The 19,849-nt window shown below is 65.0% G+C and carries 15 protein-coding genes; 8 read left to right on the top strand and 7 right to left on the bottom strand.

The annotated features are described in order from the left end of the window. On the top strand, positions 1–421 hold a 421-nt coding region (locus JHD73_RS12930; protein ID WP_199030674.1), incomplete at its 5' end, for a response regulator transcription factor. Next, a complete protein-coding gene (locus JHD73_RS12935; RefSeq protein ID WP_199030675.1) occupies positions 418–2,919 on the top strand; it encodes an ATP-binding protein in 2,502 nt (833 codons plus the stop codon). The genes JHD73_RS12930 and JHD73_RS12935, both read left to right, overlap by 4 nt. A gap of 31 nt (positions 2,920–2,950) precedes the next feature. Here JHD73_RS12935 and JHD73_RS12940 read toward each other — a convergent pair whose 3' ends face one another. Continuing rightward, a complete protein-coding gene (locus JHD73_RS12940; RefSeq protein ID WP_199030676.1) occupies positions 2,951–3,448 on the bottom strand; it encodes a MarR family winged helix-turn-helix transcriptional regulator in 498 nt (165 codons plus the stop codon). 284 nt (positions 3,449–3,732) lie between these two features. Here JHD73_RS12940 and JHD73_RS12945 point away from each other — a divergent pair, with 284 nt between their 5' ends. Both JHD73_RS12945 and JHD73_RS12950 read left to right on the top strand, forming a co-directional pair. Then, positions 3,733–4,521: an SDR family NAD(P)-dependent oxidoreductase gene (locus tag JHD73_RS12945; RefSeq protein WP_199030677.1), complete on the top strand. Its 789-nt coding sequence runs from the start codon at positions 3,733–3,735 to the stop codon at positions 4,519–4,521. 158 nt (positions 4,522–4,679) lie between these two features. Beyond that, positions 4,680–7,424 carry a bifunctional glycoside hydrolase 114/ polysaccharide deacetylase family protein gene (locus JHD73_RS12950; protein ID WP_199030678.1) on the top strand — a complete coding sequence of 915 codons (2,745 nt, stop codon included), beginning with the start codon at positions 4,680–4,682 and terminating at the stop codon, positions 7,422–7,424. A gap of 7 nt (positions 7,425–7,431) precedes the next feature. Here JHD73_RS12950 and JHD73_RS12955 read toward each other — a convergent pair whose 3' ends face one another. Continuing rightward, positions 7,432–8,391 (bottom strand): alginate lyase family protein, encoded by a 960-nt coding sequence (locus JHD73_RS12955; RefSeq protein ID WP_233176942.1) that lies wholly within the window; start codon positions 8,389–8,391, stop codon positions 7,432–7,434. Positions 8,392–8,575: 184 nt separating this feature from the next. On the opposite strand from JHD73_RS12955, the gene JHD73_RS12960 reads away from it, so the two are divergent. From JHD73_RS12960 to JHD73_RS12970, 3 genes are all read left to right on the top strand, one after another. Next, positions 8,576–10,564, top strand: a complete 1,989-nt coding sequence (locus JHD73_RS12960; RefSeq protein ID WP_199030679.1) for a methyl-accepting chemotaxis protein — start codon at positions 8,576–8,578, stop codon at positions 10,562–10,564. A 184-nt stretch (positions 10,565–10,748) separates the two neighbouring features. Further along, entirely contained in the window at positions 10,749–11,333 is a 585-nt protein-coding gene (locus tag JHD73_RS12965) for a response regulator transcription factor (RefSeq protein ID WP_199030680.1), read from the top strand. A 497-nt stretch (positions 11,334–11,830) separates the two neighbouring features. After that, positions 11,831–12,931, top strand: coding sequence for a porin (locus JHD73_RS12970; protein WP_199030681.1), 1,101 nt, complete (start codon positions 11,831–11,833; stop codon positions 12,929–12,931). A gap of 73 nt (positions 12,932–13,004) precedes the next feature. Here JHD73_RS12970 and JHD73_RS12975 read toward each other — a convergent pair whose 3' ends face one another. From JHD73_RS12975 to JHD73_RS12985, 3 genes are all read right to left on the bottom strand, one after another. Next, positions 13,005–13,907: a ferritin-like domain-containing protein gene (locus JHD73_RS12975; RefSeq protein WP_233176943.1), complete on the bottom strand. Its 903-nt coding sequence runs from the start codon at positions 13,905–13,907 to the stop codon at positions 13,005–13,007. Positions 13,908–14,013: 106 nt separating this feature from the next. Then, positions 14,014–15,240 (bottom strand): MFS transporter, encoded by a 1,227-nt coding sequence (locus tag JHD73_RS12980; RefSeq protein WP_199030682.1) that lies wholly within the window; start codon positions 15,238–15,240, stop codon positions 14,014–14,016. A 110-nt stretch (positions 15,241–15,350) separates the two neighbouring features. Beyond that, complete coding sequence (locus tag JHD73_RS12985) at positions 15,351–16,043, bottom strand: Crp/Fnr family transcriptional regulator (protein ID WP_199030683.1); 693 nt, start codon at positions 16,041–16,043, stop codon at positions 15,351–15,353. Positions 16,044–16,226: 183 nt separating this feature from the next. On the opposite strand from JHD73_RS12985, the gene JHD73_RS12990 reads away from it, so the two are divergent. After that, positions 16,227–16,850 (top strand): HD domain-containing protein, encoded by a 624-nt coding sequence (locus tag JHD73_RS12990; protein WP_199030684.1) that lies wholly within the window; start codon positions 16,227–16,229, stop codon positions 16,848–16,850. Here the strand turns inward: JHD73_RS12990 and JHD73_RS12995 are convergent, their stop codons facing one another. After that, on the bottom strand, positions 16,851–17,846 hold the full coding sequence (locus JHD73_RS12995) for a 2-hydroxyacid dehydrogenase (protein WP_199030685.1): 996 nt from the start codon (positions 17,844–17,846) through the stop codon (positions 16,851–16,853). 40 nt (positions 17,847–17,886) lie between these two features. Next, positions 17,887–19,767, bottom strand: coding sequence for a sigma-54-dependent Fis family transcriptional regulator (locus tag JHD73_RS13000; protein ID WP_199030686.1), 1,881 nt, complete (start codon positions 19,765–19,767; stop codon positions 17,887–17,889). Positions 19,768–19,849: the final 82 nt, after the last annotated feature.

The raw sequence follows: 19,849 nt of genomic DNA on the forward strand, positions 1-19,849 counted from the left end.
TCACAACAAAGCGACGGTCGGGCTGGTGATGCACGCCGGTGCACGCGGTTTTGTGGGCAAGGAAGAAGAACTGTCGGAACTGGTGCGGGCCATCCGCACCGTGGCGGCGGGTGGCAAGCGCCTGAATGCCACGCTGGCTGCCGAGATGGAGCGCGATGCGCTGGCCGCCGACGCGCCGGCCCCGACATCCGCAGTGGATGGCAACCAGCTCTCCGCACTGGTGGACCGCCCCGAACTGAGTCCGCGTGAGCGCGAAGTGCTGCGCTGCTGTCTGGACGGCATGTCCGTGTCCGATATTGCCGAGAAGTTCGCGCGCAGCATCAAGACCATCAGCTCGCAGAAGCAGTCCGCCTATCGCAAGCTGGGCATCCGTACCGATACCGAACTTTTCAAGATCAAGCACGAGTTGGAGGGGCAGTGAGCTTGCGGCGGCGCCTTGCACGCTGCCTCACCGCTTGCGCTCTGGTGGTTGCCGGCTGGCCGCTCTTGGCTGCTGCGCAGCAAACACCCCAGTTCACCCCGCAAGAGCGGGCCTGGATTGCGCAGCATCCGGTTGTGCGGGTTGCATACCGGGAGAATTGGAAACCCTTTGAGTATATCGAGCAGGGCAAGCCGCAAGGGCTGGCGTCCAGTTATCTCGATGCGATTAGCCGTGTCAGCGGATTGCGTTTCGAGCCGGTGCCGATCAACAACTGGGCCCAAAGCCGCAACGCGTTTCTCAAGGGCGAAGTCGACCTGCTGCCGAGTCTCTCCACGCTCGCTGCGTCTGATTCGCTCAAACAGCAGTTGCTGTTGACCGACCAATATTTCATGGGGGCCACGCTGGCGGTGGCGCGCGCCTCGCAGCGCACGATCTTCCATCTGAATGAACTGGACGGCATGACGGTGGCGATCATCGGCGGCGGCGCTACCGAGATCCTCATGCGCGAGAAGCTGCCTCGTGCGCACCTGCTGCTGTTTGATTCGACGGATGCGGCCCTGCAGGCCGTCGCCGATGGCTCGGCCGACGTTGCCGCCGCCACCAACTACGCCGCCGAGCCGCTGTTGCGCCGGCGCTTTGCCAACGCGCTGCATGTCTCGGGTGTACTCACGGATCTGCCGGTGCCGCTGTTCATGGGCGTGCGCACGGACCAGCCGCTGCTGCGCTCGATTCTGGACAAGTCGCTACATTCGCTCACCGCGGCGGACACCGACGTCTTTGAGCGCCACTGGCTCGAAGTTGTGGACTATGGCGCGCCTTCCTACGGCTCGATCCTGCGCTATCGGGCGCGCGAGCTGGCCCTGGTGGCCGCAGCGATTGCCGGCATCCTCTTTCTGGCATGGCGTGCGCGGGTGCAGCGCCAACGCGCCGAACGCAGTGAACGCGAGAAGACCCGTTTCCTGGCCGTAATGAGCCACGAGATCCGCACGCCGATGAATGCCATCCTCTCATCGGTCGAGCTGCTGCAGCGCACGCCGCTTGACGATAGGCAGAAGCGCCTGACCGATGTGGCGACCACCGCCTCGCAGACGCTGCTGGTGCTGCTGGATGACGTGCTCGACATCTCCAAGCTGGAAGCCCAGCGGGTCGAGCTTGAACTGCTGCCCACGCCGATCCTGCCTTGGATCAACGATGCCCTGGACGTGGTGCGCTGGCGTGCCGAACGCAAGGGTCTGGCGCTCACGTTCATGAGCGGTGTCGATCCGTCTCTGTGTCTGCGGATCGATCCGACACGCACGCGGCAGATCCTGCTGAACCTGTTGTCCAACGCGGTCAAGTTCACCGAGCACGGCGGGGTGACGGTACGCATGTCCTACGTGCCGGCAGCCAAGCGGGGCGCGGCGAGTACGCTCACGATCGACGTGGCCGATACGGGCGTCGGCATTGCGCAGAAAGATCAGCGCACCATCTTCAAAGCGTTCCAGCAGGCTGACTCCAGCACCACGCGGCGCTTTGGCGGCACGGGGCTGGGCCTGTCCATTTCTCGCGAACTCGTGCGCCTGATGCGCGGCAGGATCGAAGTGCAGAGCACGCCGGGGGCGGGCACGGTCTTTACCGTCATCCTGCCAGCCGAGGTGGCGACCATGGAGGAGGCGCAAGCCGCGGCGGCACGCCCCGTTACCGATGCGCGCACCACCACGATCGCGCCCGAACCTGTCGGGTTGCCCGATGCCGAGCCGCAAACGGCGCCGCCTCAGACGGTGTCGGTGACAGCGCAAACCGGCAAGCCGCGCCCGCGCGTGCTCGTGGTCGACGATCAACCCACCAACCTGATGGTGATCGAAGACCAATTGCACACGCTCGGCTGCGATGTCGAACTCGCCGCTGACGGCGCGCAGGCCCTGGAGAAGGCTGCGGCGCAGACGTTCGATCTCATCCTGATGGACTGCTACCTGCCGGATATTGACGGCTATGCGGTCACGGCGCGCATTCGCTCGCGCGAGGCCGGTGCCGGCACGCATACGCCCATCCTCGCCATTTCCGCCGCGGTGGATGAGGAGCACCAGCAGCGCGTGATGGAAAGCGGCATGGACGGCATGCTGACCAAGCCCATCCGCCTGGATGCGCTGCGCGACATGATCGATCTATGGTGCGATGTCGCCGGCAGCGACGACAGCCAGAACACGCTGCGCGCGGTCACACCCGCCCTGGCTGGGGAAGACCGCGATCTCTGGTCGATCTATCTGGATTCGCTGGATGACGATCTGGAAAGCCTGGCCCACGCGCTGGATGCGCGCGACCCGACCGCAGCGCGCTACGTGGCGCACCGGATCAAGGGCGCGGCGCTGACGGTGGAGCAGGCCGCGATTGCCGAGCGCGCGCGCGTGCTTGAGGCGGCGCTGGCGCAGGCCGGCGCGATTCCGGCTGATGCCCCCGCAGCGCTGGCCGAACTGCGCAGCCAGCGCGACCAACTCCGCGCCGATAGCACCGTCGGCTGACCCGTCCTGCCGTTTGCTGTGCGCAGCGCGCTCAGGCGTTGTGCAGTACGCGCAGCAGCAGGTTTTCCAGTTGCTTGACCTCGGTTTGCGAGAACCCGCGCAGCAAGTGGTTCAGCACATCGATGATCAAGGGCCGGATCTCCGGATACAGCGCGCGGCCTTGCTCCGTGAGCGTGACCACCACCGAACGGCGATCGGCATCGCTCGGTGCACGCTTCACGATGTTCTTCTTCTCGAGCCGATCGATCAGCCGCGTCATCGCACCCGGATCGTAGTGCAGCAGGCGCGAGAGTTCGGCCGGTGTGGTCGCCAGGTCTTCGGCCAGATAGATGACCACCATCCACTGCGCGGCGGTCAGATCAATCGATGCCAGTGCACTATCGATATGCGTCACCAGCGCATGCCGGACCCGATGCACGAGTCGGCCGACGTTGGTGTCGCGATCCATGGTGTCGACCTGATAGGCGCCTTCGCCCGTGCCGCCGCCCATGGCGGTGGCCTCTGGTGGAGTTTGTACGTCGGTGTTCATGGTGATGCTCCCCGTTCTGCCGGTGATCCGGCTTGTAAGGCGCGCCATGCGTTCCCGTAACGCGGAGCGTGCTTCATTGCACACTAATCGGCGCTTGCCCAGGCCGTCAAGCCGGGATCGACACCAAGGCCGATCGTCAAATCACATTGGATATCGCTGCAAAACGATTGCGGCTGCCAAGGGGTGCGGTGGTTCGTATCATGGTTGAAACGTCAGGGCCGCAGCGGGTTCAACCCAAGTGGCGTGACGTGCTCGTTCTCCTCCAAATTCCCTTTTCTATTGCCATGAACCTCCACCTTCAGAACAAGCTTGCCCTCGTCACCGGCTCCACCAAGGGCATCGGTCATGCCATTGCTGTAGCACTGGCTGCCGAAGGCGCCCGCGTCATCGTCAACGGCCGTACCGAAGCCTCGGTGGCCGATGCCATCAGCCGCCTACGTGCCGAGGTGCCTGACGCCCAAGTCGAGTCCTTTGCCGGAGATTTGTCTGCCCCCGAACAGGTGGCGGCACTGCTCGCCCGTTATCCCAAGGTCGACGTGCTCGTCAACAACCTCGGCATCTTCGACCCCAAGCCATTTGAAGAGATTGACGATGCCGAATGGCAGCGCTTCTTCAACGTCAACGTGATGAGCGGCGTGCGGCTCTCGCGTGCCTACCTGGGTGCAATGAAGGCGCAGAACTGGGGCCGCATCATCTTCATCAGCAGCGAGAGCGGCGTGCAGATTCCGGCCGAGATGATCCACTACGGCGTGACGAAGACGGCGCTGCTGGGCCTCTCGCGCGGGCTGGCCGAAGTGACCGCTGGCACCGCCGTCACCGTGAATGCGGTGCTGCCAGGGCCGACGCGGTCTGAAGGCGTGGATGAATTCGTGGGCAAGCTTTCGGGTGGCCAGAGCTTCGAAGCGTTCGAGAAGACGTTCTTCGAGACCGCGCGGCCCACTTCGCTCATCAAGCGCTTTGCCACGCCGCAGGAAGTGGCGAACCTGGTTGCCTATGTTGCCAGTCCGCTGTCGGCCGCCACCACGGGTGCAGCGCTGCGTGTGGATGGCGGGGTGGTGAAGTCGGCATTCTAGGCTGCGTTTTCCGGTGACACCGTCGTCGGCTGCTCGCTGCGCATCGCCCGCCGTGTGTTGCCAAGACAACTCGACGGGCGATGTGCAGCGACCAAGAAACGTTGCAATCGCACGCCAGCCCGACACAATGGAAGCAGGATCAATGCTTGAGGATCGGGATGCAGAGCAGGCGGGCGGTGAGGAGCAATCGGCAATGGCGTTGGTCCGCATGGCTAGGTGCCGTTGCGTTGGCGTGTGGGGCTGCTGTCGCGCACGCGCAGCCCACCAGCCCTGATCCGCAGATCGCCTTCTATTACAGCCGCGATGTACCGGCCCCCGAACTGCAGGCCTTTGACTGGGTGGTGCTCGATCCGGTGGCAGCCGGCACCTTCGACCCGAAGCAGTCATCGCCCACGTTGTGGCTCGCGCGCGTTGATTTGACACAGCAGGTGGAGGCGATGCGCGACAGCACATGGCCGGCCAACGTGCTCGATCACGTGTTTGCGCCGTTGCTTGCGCAGGGCTATCAGGGGTTCCTGCTCGATGGGCTCGATACGCTGGCGGCCAAGACCCCGAATGCCGACAGCACGGTGTCGGCACTGGTGCAGGCGCTGCATGCGCGTGCCCCGCAGGCCAAGCTCCTGGCGGGCGGCACCGCGTGGCTCGATACGCTGGCGCCGCAGTTGTCCGGCGTGGTCACGCCCGGCCTTGTGCGTGAGCGCATCGGCGGCGAAGGCCTGCAAGATGTGAGCGATGCTGATCGCACTGCCCGCGTTGCCACGCTGCGCAGCATTGGCGCGCAGTACCATCTGCCCGCCGTTGCGCTGGACTATTGCGCCAGCTACGACCGCACCTGCCTGCGCGAGACCGCCAATGTGGCGCGTGCCGCGGGCGTCACCAGCTACGCCACCACACCCGGCGTGGATTTCATCGGCATCGGTCGCCTGGAGGTCATGCCGCGCCGTGTGCTGCTGGTCGAGCCACAAGAGCCGGGCACCAGTGCCAATACAGCGCCGTCGGTCCTGTATCTGGCCATGCCGATCAACTACCTTGGCTATCGCGTTGAATTTGCTGACGCCTACAAGCCGCTCCCGCCTGTCACACCCGATCGCTACGCAGGTGTCGTTACTTGGTTTGATGCCAACGCACCGCGCCCGGGCGCCTGGGCATCCTGGCTTCGGCGTGCCGTGGGCGCCGGCGTGCGCGTGGCGATGTTCAACCAGTTCGGCATGAGCATGGATGCGTCGATGGCGCAGACGCTTGGCCTGAAGACCGTACCGGGTACGCCGCAGGGGCCGCTCTCCATCGTTTCGCGCGACCCGATGATCGGCTTCGAGCTGCAGCCGCATCCGGATCGGCGGACCGCCGTGGGGGTGCAGGTGGACCCAAGCGTGGCCGGCATGCAATCGTTGCTGCGCCTGTCGGCGGGCAGCTATACCTATGACGCGGCGGCCATCACGCCGTGGGGCGGTTACGTACTGCAGCCGTTCGGTGTGTTCCGCATGCCCGACGTGGACCAGGCGCGCTGGGTGATCCAGCCGCTGGATTTCCTGCGCCGCGCACTGGCGTTGCCGGCCATGCCGGTGCCCGACACCACCACCGAGAACGGCCGCCGCCTGATGACCGTGCATATCGACGGCGACGGGTTTGCCTCGCGTACGGAGTTCCCACCGGGCGAGTTCTCGGGCCAAGCACTGCTGCGCGAGATCTTCGAGCGCTACAAGGTGCCGACCACCGTGTCGATCATCGAGGGCGAGGTAGCGTCCGACGGCATGTATCCCAAGCTCACGTCGCAGTTGGAGCCCATCGCGCGCGCCATCTTCGCGCAGCCGTATGTGGAGCTGGCAAGCCACACGTTCTCGCACCCGTTCAACTGGCTGCGTACGACCAACCCGCCCGAGCCGCCATACGACAAGGCACCAGAAGGCACCGATTCTTTCGCACTGAACATCCCCAACTACCGTTTCAGCTTCGACCGCGAGATCGCGGGCTCCATCAGCTACATCAACACGAAGCTGGCGCCTGCGGGCAAGCGTGTGGAGGTGCTGCTGTGGAGCGGCAACGGCCAGGTGCCGCCGATTGCGGTGCAGAAGGCCACCGAGGCCGGCGTGCTCAACATGAACGGCGGCGACACGTACATCACACGCTCCAACCCGAGCTGGACGGCTGTGGCGCCGCTGGGTGTGGACAAGGGCAATGGCCTGTTCCAGGTGTTCGCGCCCGAGCAGAACGAGAACATCTATACCAACCTCTGGCACGGCCCGTACTATGGCTTCTCGCGCGCCATCGAAACGTTCGAGCTGACCGACAAGCCTTATCGCTTCAAGCCGATCGGGATCTACTACCACATGTATTCCGGCACCAAGCTCGCCTCGCTGAGCGCGCTGCGACAGGTGTACGACTGGGCGCTCACACAACCGGTCATGCCCATCTACGCATCGGACTACATCCACAAGGTGCTCGATTTCCGCAGCTTTGCCGTCGCGCGTGATGGCGACGCCTGGGTGGTGCGCGGCAACGGTGATCTCCGAACCGTGCGCTGGGCTGGCGCCGGCGCACCGCGCCTGGCCGATGCACGTGACGTAGCGGGCTACGCGGCAGGCCCGGGTGGCACCTACATCCACCTGACCAGCGGCTCGGCGCGCTTCACGCTGGACAGCGCCCAGCAAACGCAGCCCTACGTGCGCGATGCCAGTGGTCGGCTGTCGAACTGGCAGCGCAGTGCGGATGGCCGTTCGCTGTCTGTCGACGTGGCGGGCTATACGCGTCCGTTCATCCGCTTTGCCAACGCCGCGCGTTGCCGCGCCACCGTGGATGGCCGCGAGGTGACCGGCACGCACGGCGCCGACTGGCGCATTGACCTGGGTGCGGGCAACCCGGCCAAGCTGGTGCCGCAGCGCGTGGAGCTGACCTGCGGCGCGTAGCGCGGCGCTAAGGCAACGTCACGCCCCACGCCTGTGTGACGTTGCCGCCCAGTCGCCATTCATGGAAAGCGCGCCGTGCCGCAATCAGCGTTGGCAGACGCGAGTCGTGCTGGCTGGCGTAGTAGGGCTCCATCCACGACAGCTCGTCCTGGAAAGTCCACGGAAACAGGTCTTGCTTGATGGGGCTTACGGCGCGGAAGCTGTCCGGGTCCTGCACCGCGCGCGTGACCAGGTCTGCCAGTCGGCCGATCGCGTGCTGGTTTTCGGCATACAGGTTGATATTGCGAGGCCTGACCAGCTCGGCCGCGAATACCAGGGGTAGCAGCGCGAACGTGTGGTAGTGCAGTGCGCGATTGCCACGCTTGAGCTCGCGCTGCAGTTCACCGTGCGGGCCGATGTCGCGGATGCCTTCACGCACGCGGGCGACGCCATCGTCCACCAGGTCACCCCGACGTGCCACCGTGCCGATGGCAACCAGGTTGAGCCCGGCCCAGTAGGTCAGGTTGTTGTGCAGGCTGTTGATCTCTTGCGCATCGCGTGTGGCCATGGCGATGCGGGTTAGCCAGTTGTCGATGATGGCGGCGCGCGACGCATCGAGGCGCCCAAGCTTTTGCGCACGCATGCGTACCAGCGCGAAATCTGTCCCTGCCCACGAGCGTTCGTAGTAGCCCTGGTAGCCGGTGATCGGCCCCATCAACGCGTCGCCCTGCGCCCAGCCCTCAAGCAGATCGATCGTGCAGGCCCAGTCGCCGGCCTCCGCGGCCTTGTTGAGCCGGTCGATGTAGGCGCGCATCGGCTTGACGGCTTGCTGGTACCCGGCCGGATCGTCGTAGAAACCGGGTGGGTCGATGGTGTGCTCGGCAGGCGGTACCACGCAGGCGGCCTGGGCGGTCGGCATCGCGCACAGCAAGGCTGCGGCGGTGAATGCGAAGGTGATGCCGTGGCATAGCGGCTGGAGAATGCGCATGTCGTGTCTTGGCTCGTGTTGGGCGGAAGGGAGCGGCCAGAGCATTCTAGGCGGGTGGCCGCCCGCTGTCCGGTGCGTCGGACATTGTCTGATTTTTCGGACAATGACGACTGTTAAACGTTTGCGCTCAAGCTTTTCGCCGGTGATCCGTTGTTAACCCGACTGTCGATCACCAGGAAAAAGTATGCGAACGCCTCCTCGCCACTCCGCCTCTGAACAACCCGCCACCAGCCTCGGCACGCGGCTGGCAGTCATCGGCCTGATTGCCCTGGTGCTGGTGTTTGGTGCCTTTGCGCTGGCGAACTCGCATTCGAGCCTGCGCACGCTGGAAGCCAACGCACAATCGGCCATGCGCGACCAGGAGGCCGCCATGCGTGACATGATCGCGCTCTTCGACGGCGCCATGCGCACCGAGGCGGACCGCTTCCTCACCGCCTTTGCCGATGCCGCCCCCGGCCCCTACAGCGTGGACCCGGTGCAGACCGTAGAAGTGGCCGGCAAGCCCACGCCCACCTTCAGGAGCGGCGACACGGTGCTGAACCTGAACTACACCGTGCCGGATAAATTTTTCGCCCGCACCGGCGGCACCATCGCCACCGTGTTTGCCCGTACCGGCGACGACTTCGTGCGCGTGACGACCTCGCTCAAGAAGGAAAACGGCGAACGCGCCATTGGCACGTTGCTTGATCGCGCCCACCCCAGCTACAAGGCGCTGATGGCCGGCGAGCCGTTCCGTGGTCTGGCGTGGCTGTTTGGCGTGCCGTACATGAGCAAGTACGAACCGGTGCGCGATGCTTCCGGCAAGGTTGTCGGCGCGCTGTACGTGGGTGTGGATGTGCGGACCGAACTGGCGCTGCTCAAGGACAAGATCCGCGCGCACACCATCGGCAAGACCGGCGGCTACTTCGTCATTGACGGCAAGCCCGGCGCTGACCAGGGCAAGGTGCTGATCGACCGCAACACGGCGCGCGAAGGCAAGAACTTGCTCGATGCCAAGGACGCCACCGGCCAGGCCTGGGTGCGCGAGATGATCGAGCGCCGCGACGGCATCCTGCGCCATGCGCTGGCCGACACCGAGGGTGGCGCCGCGCGCGAGCGCTTCACCGTCTTCTCGCAATACCCTGATTGGAAGCTGGTGATCGCCGGCACCGCCTACGTAGACGAACTGGAAGCCGATCTGGTCGTTGCCCGCAACCGCTTCCTGCTGCTCGGTCTGGCGCTGGGCGCACTGTTGGCCGCCGGCCTGTGGTGGATGCTGCGCCGCGCAGTCAGCCTGCCGCTGGCCGAAGTGGTGTCCGTGGCCGAGCGCGTGGCCGCCGGCGACCTGACGCACCGCCTGCCCGCCACGCGCCGTGACGAGATCGGCCAGTTGATGCGTACCATCAACGGCGTTGGCGATGGCCTCTCGGGCATCGTCGACAAGGTGCGTGCCAGCGCGTCCACCATTGCCTCCAGCACCGGCCAGATCGCTGCGGGCAATGCTGACCTCTCTGCGCGCACCGAGGCGCAGGCCGGCAGCCTGGAGCGCACCGCATCGAGCATCGAGGAGCTGGCCGCCACCGTACGCCAGAACGCCGACAGCGCGCAGCATGCACACGACATGGTGCAGTCCGCCAGTCAGGCGGCCAATGCCGGTGGGCAGACCGTCGAGCGCCTGGTCGGCACGATGTCGGGCATCCACACTACCGCGCAGAAGATTGCCGACATCACCGGCATCATTGACGGCATCGCCTTCCAGACCAACATCCTGGCGCTGAACGCCGCCGTGGAAGCCGCCCGCGCTGGTGAGCAGGGCCGCGGCTTTGCCGTGGTGGCGGGCGAGGTGCGCAGCCTGGCACAACGCAGCGCCGCCGCCGCCAAGGAGATCAAGGTGCTCATCAACCGCTCGGTGGAGGAAGTGCAGGCCGGCAACGAAGCCGCACGCGGTGCGGGGGATGCCATGCAGGACATCGTCACGCGCGTCGAGCGCATCGCCGGCTTCATGGGCGAGATCAGCCATGCTTCGCGCGAGCAGTCGCAGGGCATTGAAGCGGTCAACCAGGCGGTGACGTCGATGGACGAGGTGACGCAGCAGAACGCCGCACTGGTGGAAGAAGCTGCCGCCGCGGCCGAAAGCCTGCGTCAGCAGGCCCAGGAACTGCGCGGCGCAGTGGATGTGTTCCGGCTGGCTTGAGCGCGCAACGGAGGGTTGCAGAAGGTTGAGGAAATGTTGCAGTTGGCAAACAGCTATGCGGGGAATCTGTGCAAACCTGTACGTTGAGGAACTCGCGTCCAGCTCAGGCACTCGCACCACACAATCTGTCAGCCATTTGCAACGCAACGTGATGGGATGCCCCGGAGCTTGCGCGCCTCAGTCCATGTCCTCCGTAGGTCAAGCCTTTCATTCTGTGGTCGCGATCGACGACCACCCGCTCGTTCTGGAATCCATTCAAGCGCTGCTTGCCGGGTCACCGTATCTGCGCCTTGTCGCCACAGCGGCTGATGGGGCGGAAGGGCTGCAGCTGATCCGCTCGGCGCGGCCCAAGCTGGCGATCATCGACATCAATCTGCCCAGCCTGGATGGCCTTGAGCTGGTGCGGCGGGTTCGCGCACAGCGCCAGGACATCGGCATCGTAACGATCTCGTCGGAAAGCGCAGACGACAATGCGCGGCTGGCCTTCCTGGCCGGCGCAAATGCCTACGTCGAGAAATCGGAAGCCACTTCCGTCCTGTCGGCGGCCCTCCTGCTGGCTGCGCGCGGGTATCTCTCGTTTCCCCATGCAGCGATGGGCCCCGCAGAAGGCGCAGGCATGGCAACGCTGACCAACCGAGAGATGCGCGTGAACCAGTTGCTCACGCAAGGCTACGCGAACACGGAGATCGCCAAGCGCCTCGGTATCTCGCCGAAGACGGTCTCAACCTTCAAGCACCGCATCTCTAGGAAGATCGGGCTCGCAGCCTGACCACCGACATCTAGACGACAGCGCGCTGGCAGACACGCTTTCCTGCGGCTGCCTGGGCGCCCAATCCCTTCGACACCACCAGTTCGCAGCGATACCCGTAAAGCTATCGGGTGCGTTGGCACACGCGTAAAAAAAAGGCCGCTTTTTCAAGCGGCCTTTAAAGTCGATATGAAGCTGTGAAACTGTAATTCAGGCTTCGATCGAATCATAATCCAAAACCATTGATCCGCAATAGTTTAATTTTCGTCATCCACTGGATTATTCTTTGAGATATTTGGATGGTGCAGCGTAGGATTGTGGCTTAAATTATTGTAAGCCTTGCTTATGCTGGTTGGATGGCTTGTATAGGGTGTTGATTTATATGGAAAATTTTATTATTTTGGATTAGGTATCGTATTTGCCACAGAGAAATTTCGTCCATTGGTGAGTGAGTGTCCATGGAATACATAATTACTACATCGCAAATCCCCGCGATAGTGTTTTTCAAGGACAACGATATGAAGATCAAGCTGTTTGCGGCTGCTGCCGCAGCCCTGGTTTCCGCAGGCGCCTCCGCGCAATCGAGCGTGACGATGTACGGCGTGGCTGACGCTGGCATTGAGTGGGCCAACAAGGTGCCGAACACAGCCGGCACGGAAGGCAACTCGCGTGTGTCCATGCAGTCGGGCAATGGAGCCATGACCGGTTCGCGTTGGGGCCTGCGCGGCGTTGAAGACCTGGGCGGTGGCCTGAAGGGTATCTTCAACCTGGAGAGCGGCTTTGACATCGGCCGTGGCGAGAGCCAAGACAGCCGTCTGTTCGGCCGTGCCGCTTACGTTGGTCTGCAAGGCCAATGGGGTCAAGTGACCCTGGGCCGTCAGACGAACCTGCTATACGACTTCACGACCCAGTACGACCCGATGGCGCTGACCTCGCGTTACTCGATCGTCTCGCAAGACGCCGCTATGGGTGGCCGTGCTGACAACGCCATCAAGTACGTTGGTACGTTCAATGGCTTGACAGCGTCGGCGCTGTACTCCATGCGTAATGATGGTCAAGAGATCGCTGGCAACAACAAGGTCGGCCGCGAGTGGAGCGCTGGTTTGAACTACGCCGCAGGCCCGTTCTCGGTTGGCGCTGTCTATGACCAAACGAACGGCAATGACGTCACCACGGCCGACATCAAGACGCAACGCGCTACGTTGGCTGGTACGTATGCCTTCGGTCCGGCCAAGCTGTTTGCTGGCTACCGTTGGGGCCACGTGACGGGTCTGCCGGCGGCGATTGCTGCCACTGCATCGGAAACGCGTTCGAACCTGTACTGGCTGGGTGCCGCGTACCAGGCAACGCCGGCGCTGTCGCTGACGGGCGCTGCCTACTATCAAAACTACAAGGTCACCGGCGCGGGTAACCCGTGGCTGTTCGTGGTGGGTAGCGATTACGCGCTCTCCAAGCGCACCGACGCCTATCTGAACCTGGCCTATGCCAAGAACAGCAGCAACGCGCTCCTGCCGGTGGGTGTGGCAAGCGACACGACACCTCTGTTCTCGGCCCCGGACGGTACCACCAGCAGCAGCAACCAAATGGGTGCCATGGTCGGTATTCGCCACAAGTTCTAATCGACGCTGAGTCGGCTAGATGAAAAAACCCGAGCCGAGGCTCGGGTTTTTTCTTGGGCGCTTGCGGCAGAACTCAGTGCAGCACCACGCGCCGCACCAGCGCCACCAGCGGCGGGCGGATCGAGCGTTCGATGACCGGCCGCAAACGCAGCGGCTTGAGCAGCATCTTGGCTGCCATGTCGATCGGCAGGTGCGAGCGCACCAGCGCGCTCACGCGCGAGTTGAGGGCGCGTACGTCGGCTTCGGGCACGTCTTCCTGATCGCGTTCGATGCGTAGCACGTTGCGCAGGGCGATCATCGAATCTTCGTTCTTGATTTCGCGCAGGCGTGAGGCGAGTGCCTTGAGCACGCGCGCGCGGCCGACGCCCTCGCGGGCGTTGCATTCGTTGAAGAAGCGCAGGAAGTGCTTGTAGTGACGGACTTCGTCCGCCGAAATGCGGCTGGCGAGGTCGCGCAGCACGGGCTCGTCGGCATCTGCGGCGGCCTGGGCGATGGCGCGGTAGAAGGTGGCGGTGCCCATCTCGACCACGCAGCGCGCCACCATTTCCAGCGCCTGCGTCGGCTCGAACTGGTCGATCAAGCAGGTGACGGAGTACTCGTCGAAAAAGCGGGCGTAGCCGCGCTCCCAGTCAAACTCGGGCCAGACGGTTTCAACGTAGCGGCGCAGGGCGAGGCCGTGCTGCAGTTCTTCTCGCTCCCAGTGGGCGATGAGCCAGTGGGCGGTTTCAGGGCGATCTGCGTAGTACTGGGCAAGATTGCCTGCGTAGAGATCAGAGCCGCTCTCGACAAACGAGGCGCTGACCACGAGATAGAACAGCGTGCGGTTCTCGCGCACGCGTGCGACATCGATGCTGCCGTAGGCGATCTCGTGGACTGTCCACGGGAGTTGTTCGCTGACGGATCCTGCTTCCAGATGAACCTGTGACACGGCACGTCCTCCGTTGGCGGAGCCGTAAGAAGTCGGCCGCCTTAGCATGAGAATGAAACATCACGTCTCATGTTTCAAGACACTTTTGCGTCAATAAAGGTTCCTATAAGCAATCTTCTGCGTACAAAGTGGCACTGAGACTATGGCGATTGCGTCACTCGGGTGTTTTGCGCATCGGGTGGGCCCGTGCGTGCCGCAACCCGTAGGTGAAGGCGCCGAGCGCGATAACTGCCGCCGCCACCATCGCCCATTCGACTGCCGCGTAACCACCGGAGGCTTTCCACAGCAGCGCGCCCAGCCACGGCGCGCTGGCCTGGGCCAGCAGCACGGGCGTCATCATCAGGCCGTTGAGCGTGGCGTATTGGCGGCGTGATACCAGTTCCGGCATGGCAATCGCGCGCAGCATGGTGTTGATGCCATTGGCTGCACCGTAGACCAGCGCAAAGACGATCAGCAGTGGGCCGGTGGAGAGCGTCAGCACCACGAGCGCGAGCGCCATCGCCACATACGTGGCTGGGGCAATGCGCACCGGATGCGCCAGACGAAAGCGCATCATCGCCAGCCGGCCAAGCACCTGGGCCGGGCCAATGAGCGCCGCGATCAGCAACTGGCGGCTGGTCGGCTCCCCTTTCTCGGAAAGCAGCGGAATCAGGTGTGCCCCAAGCACCGTGTTGGTCAGGGCGACGGCCACGAACGCCAGCACCACTGCCCAGAACACCGGCATGCGCAGCGCCATGCGCCACGCGGAAGGCTGCGCAGGCGCAGTTGGGCCGGCCGCTTCTGCCGGCGCGTGCGCGGGCGGCCGTACGCGCAGCCGCGCATGGATGGGCAGGCAAATCAGCAGATGCGCCAGCGCAAACAACTGCAGCGTGTGCCGCCAGCCAATGTGCTCCACGCCCCATTGCGCCAGTGGAATGCAGATCGTGCTGGAGAACCCCGCAATCAGCGTGAGGCCGATGATGGGGCGCTGGTAGGCATCGCCAAACGCTTGGCGCAGCACGACGAATGCGGGGTCGTAGAGCGTGGTGGCCATCGCGATGCCCATCGGCAACCAGAGCAGGAGGAACGTGGTTTCACCGGAAACGTACGACCAGGCCAGCAGGCTGCCTGCGGCCAGTACCGAGCCCATGCCCATCACACGGCGCGCCGGCCAGCGGTCCAGCGCGCGCCCGACCCAGAACGAGCACAGCGCCCACACCAGGAGCCCAAGCGAGAACCCGCCCGCCAGGAACGGCCGCGCCCAGCCGAGCGTGTCGTGCATCGGCGCAAGGAAGACGGTGAAGGTGAAGTACAGCGTGCCCCACGAGACCGTTTGCGCGAGGCCGAGCAGCAACACAAGGCGCCGGCCCTCGGGTGAGGCCAGCGAGAACATGGGTGTCATGGAGGCTAAAGCGGTGGGTAGCAGGCCATGGGTGAGCCTGCGCACAGTGTGCGGACCATTCTAGCGGCGCGAGCCTGGGTGCGCGTGCCCCGGTCGAAGGGGGCGCTCAGCTAGTGGCTGCCGGCGAGTCCACGCAGCGCTGTCGCATCGACGATCTCCACCGCCCGGTAGTGGCAGCGGATCCACCCCGCGCGCTGCCATGCCTGCAGGTACTTGGAGATGGTCTGCCGCGAGCGCGCCAGCATGCGGCCCAGTTCTTCGTTGCTGGCGGCGACGGTGCGGCCATCGCCCGCGCGGGCAAGCTGCAGCAGGCGCTGGGCGAGGCGCACATCGGCGGGCATCTCGCTGGCGTGCTCGAACTCGTCGAAGATCAGGCGGATGCGCTGGCAGAGCTGCTGCATCAGCGCCCACATGCCGGCCGGATAAGCGGCCACCACGCGCGCAAACGCGGCGCTGCCCAACAGGATGAGCGTAGTTGGCCCCTGGGCATGCGCGCTGTGCGTACGGCCGCCGCCGTCGATGAGGGCGATTTCTCCGAACCACTCGCCCGCGCGCAGCACGCCATAGACGAGTTCGCTGCCGCCATCGGTCGTGCGGCTGATGCGCACGCGGCCACGCACGATCAGGAACATGCCCTGTGCCGGGCCGCCGTGGGGGTGGATGCATTCGCCGTCGGGGTAGGTGATCAGGCGCGCGGCGGGCGCGATCTCGGCCAGCAGGTCAGCGGGGGCGTCACGCAGCCAGCCCTGCGCGAGTTGCGCGGGGGGAGGAGCGGGGATCGTGTGGGAGGCTTCGGCAGGCATGTCGGCAGAATGCGGCGAAGGGGGCGCGGCTCATTGTCAAATGCTTGACAGTCTGCGCGCAAGCCCCGGGCAGAGAATGGCTCAGTGTTATCCACAGCAGTTATCCACAGTGGTTATCCACAACAAGCTGCGCACCCATGACGCGGCATCCCAGACCGATTCAGGCGACGAAGGAGACACCCCATGACGCACGACACCGCCCCGCGCGCGACGTTTTCCCATATGGAGCACGGCACCCGCGAGGACTGGGCCGCGATCTCGGCCGAGTTCATGCCATTTGCCCGTGCGCTGCCCGACCGCGTGCTCGCGCACCTGAAGCTGCTCGACGGCGACTGCGGCGGCTTCCCCATCGACCGCCTCGCGCACTCGCTGCAGACCGCCACGCTGGCGCACCGCGACGGCCGCGACGAGGAATACGTGGTCTGCGCGCTGCTGCACGACATTGGCGACACGCTGGGCAGCTTCAACCACCCAGACATCGCCGCGGCCATCCTCAAGCCCTTCGTCAGCCCTGAAAACCTGTGGATGGTCGAGAAGCACGGCATTTTCCAGGGCTACTACTTCTTCCACCACCTGGGCCTGGACCGCAACCTGCGCGAGCAATACCGCAGCCAGCCCGAGCTGTTCGAGCGCACCGCCGAGTTCTGCGCCAAGTACGACGCCGCCGCCTTCATGGCTGACTACGACAACCTGCCGCTGTCGTTCTTCGAACCGATGGTGCGCCGCGTGCTCGCCCAGCCGCGCAACTCCATTTACGTGAAAGAAGGTGAGCGCGAACTGTCCAAGCCAAAGGCCGAGGCGGCGTAACTAGGGCTTCACCACGTTCACGGGCGTGCCGGCAGCCCACGCCGCCACGTTGGCGAGCGTCGTATCGGCGATGCCCGCCAGCGCCTCGCGGGTGAAGAACGCCTGGTGCGCAGTGACGATGACATTGGGAAACGTCAGCAGCCGCGCGAACACGTCGTCCTGCAGCACATCGGCAGAGCGGTCTTCGAAGAAGAGGTCCGCTTCTTCCTCATAGACGTCCAGCCCCAGATGGCCGAGCTGGCCGGTCTTGAGCGCATCGATCAGCGCGGGGCTGTCGACCAGGCCGCCACGGCTGGTGTTGATGAGCATCGCACCGGTTTTCATGCTGGCCAGCGCCGTGGCGTCGATCAGGTGGTGGGTGTCGGCGTTCAGCGGACAGTGCAGGCTGACGATGTCGGACTGCGCCAGCAACGCCGGCAGCGGCACGTAGTGCGCACCCAGCGCCGTCAGCGAGGCCTGCGGAAACGGGTCGAAGGCCAGCACCCGGCAGCCGAAGCCCGCCATGATGCGCGCGAACACCTGCCCGATCTGCCCCGTGCCGACCACGCCAACGGTCTTGCCGGCCAGGTCGAAACCGAGCAGCCCATCCAGTGAAAAATCTCCTTCGCGCGTGCGATTGCAGGCGCGGTGCAGCCGCCGGTTGAGCGTGAGGATCATGCCCACCGCATGTTCGGCCACCGCATGTGGCGAGTATGCCGGCACGCGCACCACCGTCAGCCCCAGGCGCTGCGCAGCGGCCAGGTCGACATGGTTGAAGCCGGCCGAGCGCAGCGCGATCAGGCGCGTGCCGCCCGCCGCCAGTTCGGCCAGCACCTCGGCATCGAGCGCGTCGTTCACGAACGGACAGACCACCTCAAAGCCCGCCGCGAGCGATGCCGTTTGTGCATCGAGGTGCGCGCGCTGGAAGACAAGATCGAAGTGATGCCCGCCGCGCGCGAGGGCGGCGCGAAAGCTGTCTTCGTCGTAGCGGTGGCTGCTGAAGAAAAGGATGCGCATGGGCGTTGGCTGGGACAGCGGTATTGGCAACCGCGCTAGCTTACTCCCGCGAAATGCCGTGCTTGCGCAGCTTGCGGTACAGCGTGTTGCGGCTGATGCCGAGCGCTTCGGCGGTCTGGGCCATGCGCCAGTCGTGCGTTTTCAACGCGGCGAGCAGGGCGGTCTTCTCCGCGTCTTCCAGCGGTGCGGGTGCCTCGGCTGCGGGCTGCAGTTCGGCGGGCAGATCGCGCAGGCGGATGCGGCTGTCATCTGACAACGCCACCAGCGTGCGCAGCACATTGCGCAACTGGCGCACGTTGCCGGGCCAGGGTTGGGTGAGCAGGGTGTCGCGTGCATCGTCGTCCAGGCGGATGACGCGTCCGCGAGCCGCTTCGGCCAGCAGATGCGCAAGCAGCGCAGCCTTGTCGGCGCGCTCACGCAGCGGCGGCAGCGTGATGCGCAGACCGTTCAGGCGGTAGTACAGATCTTCGCGGAAGGCGCCTTCGCGCACGCGCGCCTCCAGATCCCGGTGGCTGGCGCTGATGATGCGTACGTCCACGGGTTGCGCCTCGCCGCCCAGTGGTACGACCGTGCGCTCTTCCAGCACGCGCAGCAGCCGGGTCTGCAGCATGAGCGACATGTCGCCGATCTCATCGAGGAACAGCGTGCCGCCATCGGCTTGCTGCAGCTTGCCGCGCATGCCTTCCTTGCGTGCGCCGGTGAAGCTGCCGCCGCGATAGCCGAAGAGTTCGCTTTCGATCAGCGCTTCGGGAATCGCCGCGCAGTTGATGGCAACAAAGGGTTGTGCGGTGCGTGAACTGGCCTGGTGGACGGCCTTGGCAAACGCCTCTTTGCCGGTGCCGGTTTCGCCGTACAACAGCAGCGGCACATCGTGCTCGTAGACGCGCAGCGCACGGTGGAAATCGGTACGCAGCCCGTCGGTTTGCAGGCAGAGGCCCGGGGTGGCCTGCACCGGTTTGGAGGTGAGGGCCGTGTCGGCCACCGGGCGTGGGCGCGGCGCGCGCAGCAGGCCGAATAGCGTGCGGCCCTGGTGGGTATGCAACGGCCACGCCACGCCGGAGGCTTGCGTGGCACGTGCGAGTAGCGCATCGGCCGACACGTCGAATACCGTATCCACCGGCTGCCCGAGCAACGATTGGCGCGTGGCCCCCAACAGGTTCAACGCGCTCTGGTTGGCCGCGCGGATGCGCCCATCGCCGCCCACGGCCAGCAGCCCTTCGCTGAACAGGCCGACGTATTCCGGCTGGGCGTGGAAGCGCAGCAGCCAGTCGCGTTCGAAATGTTGCAGGAAGACACCGCCCTCGATCACCTTGGCGGAGAGATTGACCAGCGCGGTGGTGTGGAACTGCCCCTGGCGCGACATCTCGCGGCGGATGGACGACACATCCAGCACGGCCAGCAGGTTGCCGTGTGGATCGAACACCGGGCTGGCCGAGCAGGCGAGTTGAATATGACGGCTGCGGAAATGTTCTTCCTGATAGATCGTCAGCGCCTGTCGTTCGACCACACAGGTGCCGATGCCGTTGGTGCCTTCAGCGGCCTCGCTCCAGTCGGCGCCGGACCACAGGCCGGCCTGCTCGAACAGCGAGCGCTCCGGATGGCCGGCCACACAGTCGAGGATCACGCCATCCGCATCGGTCAGTGCCACCACGTGGCCGCCGGCAAGCTGGCGATGCAGGCTGTGCATCTCGCCGCCGGCAATGCTGAGCATGGGTTGGAGCTGCTCACGGCGCTCGCGGATGCGGGCCGCTTCCAGCACGGCAGGCGCATCGGCGTGCGCTGGGTCCAGCCGATGCTGCTGTAGGCAGCGCAGCCACGAACGTGCGATGGACGGATCGGCCGCCGGGCCTGCCAGCGGAGCATTCTGCTGCGCGAGCGTCAGCACCTGGCCGGTGTGATGCGACATGCGGTGGTCTTGCATCGCCTGTGTCTCCTTCGCCTCGTGTCCGCCGTGGTCGACGAATTGTGCGTTTTCGCTGCGTACCGAAAATAGCACAGTGTCC

Source organism: Ralstonia sp. ASV6, from assembly GCF_016429285.1.
Lineage (GTDB): Bacteria > Pseudomonadota > Gammaproteobacteria > Burkholderiales > Burkholderiaceae > Ralstonia > Ralstonia flaminis.

What these genes read in the sequence shown, in the direction of transcription:
- JHD73_RS12940 (WP_199030676.1), bottom strand. Translation starts at nt 3,448, where the DNA reads ATGAACACCGACGTACAAACTCCACCAGAGGCCACCGCCATGGGCGGC.
- JHD73_RS12945 (WP_199030677.1), top strand. Translation starts at nt 3,733, where the DNA reads ATGAACCTCCACCTTCAGAACAAGCTTGCCCTCGTCACCGGCTCCACC.
- JHD73_RS12950 (WP_199030678.1), top strand. Translation starts at nt 4,680, where the DNA reads ATGCAGAGCAGGCGGGCGGTGAGGAGCAATCGGCAATGGCGTTGGTCC.
- JHD73_RS12955 (WP_233176942.1), bottom strand. Translation starts at nt 8,391, where the DNA reads ATGCGCATTCTCCAGCCGCTATGCCACGGCATCACCTTCGCATTCACC.
- JHD73_RS12960 (WP_199030679.1), top strand. Translation starts at nt 8,576, where the DNA reads ATGCGAACGCCTCCTCGCCACTCCGCCTCTGAACAACCCGCCACCAGC.
- JHD73_RS12965 (WP_199030680.1), top strand. Translation starts at nt 10,749, where the DNA reads ATGTCCTCCGTAGGTCAAGCCTTTCATTCTGTGGTCGCGATCGACGAC.
- JHD73_RS12970 (WP_199030681.1), top strand. Translation starts at nt 11,831, where the DNA reads ATGAAGATCAAGCTGTTTGCGGCTGCTGCCGCAGCCCTGGTTTCCGCA.
- JHD73_RS12975 (WP_233176943.1), bottom strand. Translation starts at nt 13,907, where the DNA reads ATGCTAAGGCGGCCGACTTCTTACGGCTCCGCCAACGGAGGACGTGCC.
- JHD73_RS12980 (WP_199030682.1), bottom strand. Translation starts at nt 15,240, where the DNA reads ATGACACCCATGTTCTCGCTGGCCTCACCCGAGGGCCGGCGCCTTGTG.
- JHD73_RS12985 (WP_199030683.1), bottom strand. Translation starts at nt 16,043, where the DNA reads ATGCCTGCCGAAGCCTCCCACACGATCCCCGCTCCTCCCCCCGCGCAA.
- JHD73_RS12990 (WP_199030684.1), top strand. Translation starts at nt 16,227, where the DNA reads ATGACGCACGACACCGCCCCGCGCGCGACGTTTTCCCATATGGAGCAC.
- JHD73_RS12995 (WP_199030685.1), bottom strand. Translation starts at nt 17,846, where the DNA reads ATGCGCATCCTTTTCTTCAGCAGCCACCGCTACGACGAAGACAGCTTT.
- JHD73_RS13000 (WP_199030686.1), bottom strand. Translation starts at nt 19,767, where the DNA reads ATGCAAGACCACCGCATGTCGCATCACACCGGCCAGGTGCTGACGCTC.